We start from the raw sequence: 2,977 nt of genomic DNA on the forward strand, positions 1-2,977 counted from the left end.
CCCGCTCCGCGGGATACCGTGCGCTGGCGCGCACGGTAGTGAATTCAATTTCGCAAGCGAAATTGAATTGCCATCAAATTCCCGCGCAAGCGCGGGAATTGAATTCCGCAAGCGGAATTCTAAAAGCGCCGATACGCGCAAGCGCGCATCGGAAGGATTCCCGCAAGCGGGAATCCGAAAAACGGCAGCAACGGAGAGGGTGCATCACTCGGCGAACTGTGTAGCAACTGGAATCCCAAGCCACTGCCCCCCAACGAAGGTGACGGGGTGTCGGTCGACCGAGGCCGGCCGGACCGTGCGCGAGACCAGTCGAACGGCGCCCTTCACAACCACTCACCCCCTCGCTGCCGCCACCCTGACGGACGATCAAAAATCATGTCGGCGCGGCCCATGCTACACCATCACCCGGTCTCATGGGGCGCGAACAGGCCAAGATGCATCCTGCGGGGTGAGAGTTCGGCGAAGGTAGGTGCATCATACTGATGCACTGTGTAGAGTCTGGAGTCAGAGCCCACCACCCCGGAACCGATCACCGTTCGGATAATCCCTCCCGGTGAATTCACCCACAAATGGAGCGTACGGGAATGGCCGTGAAACTTCGTGACCATCAGATCGAGGCTGTTGACGCGATCGTTCGCGGCTTGGATATCCCGCCGGGCGGTATCCCGGCAAACGGTCTGCGCGGGCAGGTGCATTCCGCGTGCGGCACGGGAAAGACAATCATGGCTGCCGTAGCGGCCAAGAGGCTCGTTCCTAACGGGCGCGTTCTGGTTCTGATGCCGACTCTGGACCTGCTGAAACAGACGGTGAGGTCGTGGCGGAATGCTGGGCACGTGGGTGATGCGGTGGCGGTGTGCTCGCTGGATGAGGACCCGCAATTGTGGGGTCTTGATGTGCGGGCGACGACGAATCCCGTCCGGCTCGCTCTCTGGCACGGAAGCGGGCCGGTGACGATGTTCGGTACGTACGCGAGTCTGGGTGTGCTGGCGGAGGCGTTCGAGGGCGAGTACGGGCAGCAGTTGGCGCCGATGGACCTGGTGGTGGTCGATGAGGCGCACAGGACGAGTGGATCTTTGGGGAAGGCGTGGGCGGCCGTTCACGACCAGGGTGTGATCCCGGCGGCGCGCCGGTTGTACATGACGGCGACGCCGCGGATCTGGCAGGAGCGGCCGCCGACGTGGGAGGCGGCCGAAGGGGTGCGGGACGCGCTGCCGGCGGAGTTGGCGGCCTCCATGGATGATGCCGAGATCTTCGGGCCGGTGCTGTACAAGCTGACGCTTGCGTCGGCCGTGGCCCGGGGGCTGCTGGCGCGGTATCAGATCATCGTGGTGGAGCTGACGGACCCGGTGGTGACGCCGGAGCGGTTGCGGGGGCCGTTGTCGCGTGAGGAAGAGGTGCGTGGGGAGCGGATGGGTGCGCTCCAGGGTGCTCTGTTGCGGACAATGGCGGATCACGGGCTTCAGACGACGATCACGTTCCACCATCGGACGATCGAGGCGCAGGCGTTCGCGGAGGGGCTGGGGTCGGTGGCGGCGCGGCTGCACGCGGATCAGCCGGGCAAGTATCCGTCGGCGTTGTGGGCTGACTGGTTGTGCGGTGAGCACACCCCGGAGCGTCGGGAGGACGTCCTTAGTGGTTTCGGTGGTACCGCTCAGCGGGCCGTTCTTTCGAATTGTCGCGTTCTCGGTGAGGGCGTTGATATTCGAGCGGTGGATTCTGTTGCCCTGATCGATCCGAAGGGTGCGCCGCATGACATTGTGCAGGCGATCGGCCGTGCGTTGCGGCAGAAGCCCGGTCAGGGGAAATTGGCGTCTCTGATTGTTCCGGTGTTCCTGAAAGAGGGGGAGCAGCCGGAGGACATGTTCACGTCGGGGTCGTACCGGCCTTTGGTGAAGGTGCTGGAGGGGCTGCGGGCTCACGATGAAGAGGCCGTGGAATTGCTTGCTATCCCACAGGAGGGATTGCAGCGTACCAAGCCGATGGAGACGATCGGTGCGGCCCCCGAGGAGGGTGAGGAGGAATCCCGGCTGTTGCTGCGTTTCGCGGCTCCGAGGGACCCTGTCATGGTCGCGAACTGGGTGTCGTTCAACGTGATCGACGTCGAGCGGCAGGACTGGGCGCGGGGGTGGGCGGCGCTGAAGCGGTACGCCGAGAGGACCGGGGACGCGCGGGTGCCCTACGACCACCGAGAGGGGTCGTATCCGCTGGGGACCTGGGTGGCGGAACAGCGGAGGGCGTTCGGGGCGGGGCAGTTGTCGGCGGTGCGGGCGCAGCGGCTGGAGTCGCTGGGGATGGTGTGGGACGTCGCGGACGCGCAGTTCCAGGAGAACCTGGCGGCGGCGCGAGCGTACTTCGAGATGCACTGGACCCTCTGCGCTCCAAGGTCCGCCGTGGCCCTGGACAGGCCGGTAGGACAGTGGTTGAGCAATTTGCGCCGGGCGGGGGCGCTGGAGGGCCACCCGGAGCGGGCGGCGGCGCTGGCAGAGATCGATCCGGACTGGAACCCGGAGTGGCCGGCGGACTGGCAGCGGCACTACGCGGCCGTGCGGGAGCTGCTGCGCGATGAGGACCAGGCCTTCGTCCTGCCCGGCGTCACCGTGCACGGCATGGACGTGGGGCGGTGGCTGGCCCGGCACCAGGAACCCGCGGTGTGGCAGGGGCTCTTGCCGGGGCAGCGGGAGCGGCTGGAGGCTCTGGGGATCCGGCCGTCTACCTCGGTACTGGAGGCGGCCGTGAAGGCCTCTGGGGGTCGTTCTGGGGCGTTCGAGCGGGGAGTTGCGGCTCTTGCCCAGTACAAGGCCCGTACAGGCTCTGTAGGGCCCGTGAGCCGTTCCCACGAAGAGTTGATCGTGATCGACGGCGAAGAGATCGCGGTCAAGCTGGGCGTCTTCCTGTCGAACACGAAGACCCGCCGAGCCAAGCTCAGTGCGGACAAGCTCGCACAGCTGGCCGCACTCGGCCTGGAATGGGCAGCAGC

Annotated in this window: 1 protein-coding gene; it reads left to right on the forward strand. The window is 66.1% G+C overall.

What is annotated here, in order from left to right; translation table 11 throughout:
* Window positions 1-584 precede the first annotated feature (584 nt).
* The coding region (locus AB0G52_RS40830; protein WP_361344315.1) for a Helicase associated domain protein at window positions 585-2,977 on the forward strand (2,393 nt) is incomplete at its 3' end.

It is taken from the genome of Streptomyces sp. NPDC021562 (genome assembly GCF_040640875.1).
GTDB lineage: Bacteria > Actinomycetota > Actinomycetes > Streptomycetales > Streptomycetaceae > Streptomyces.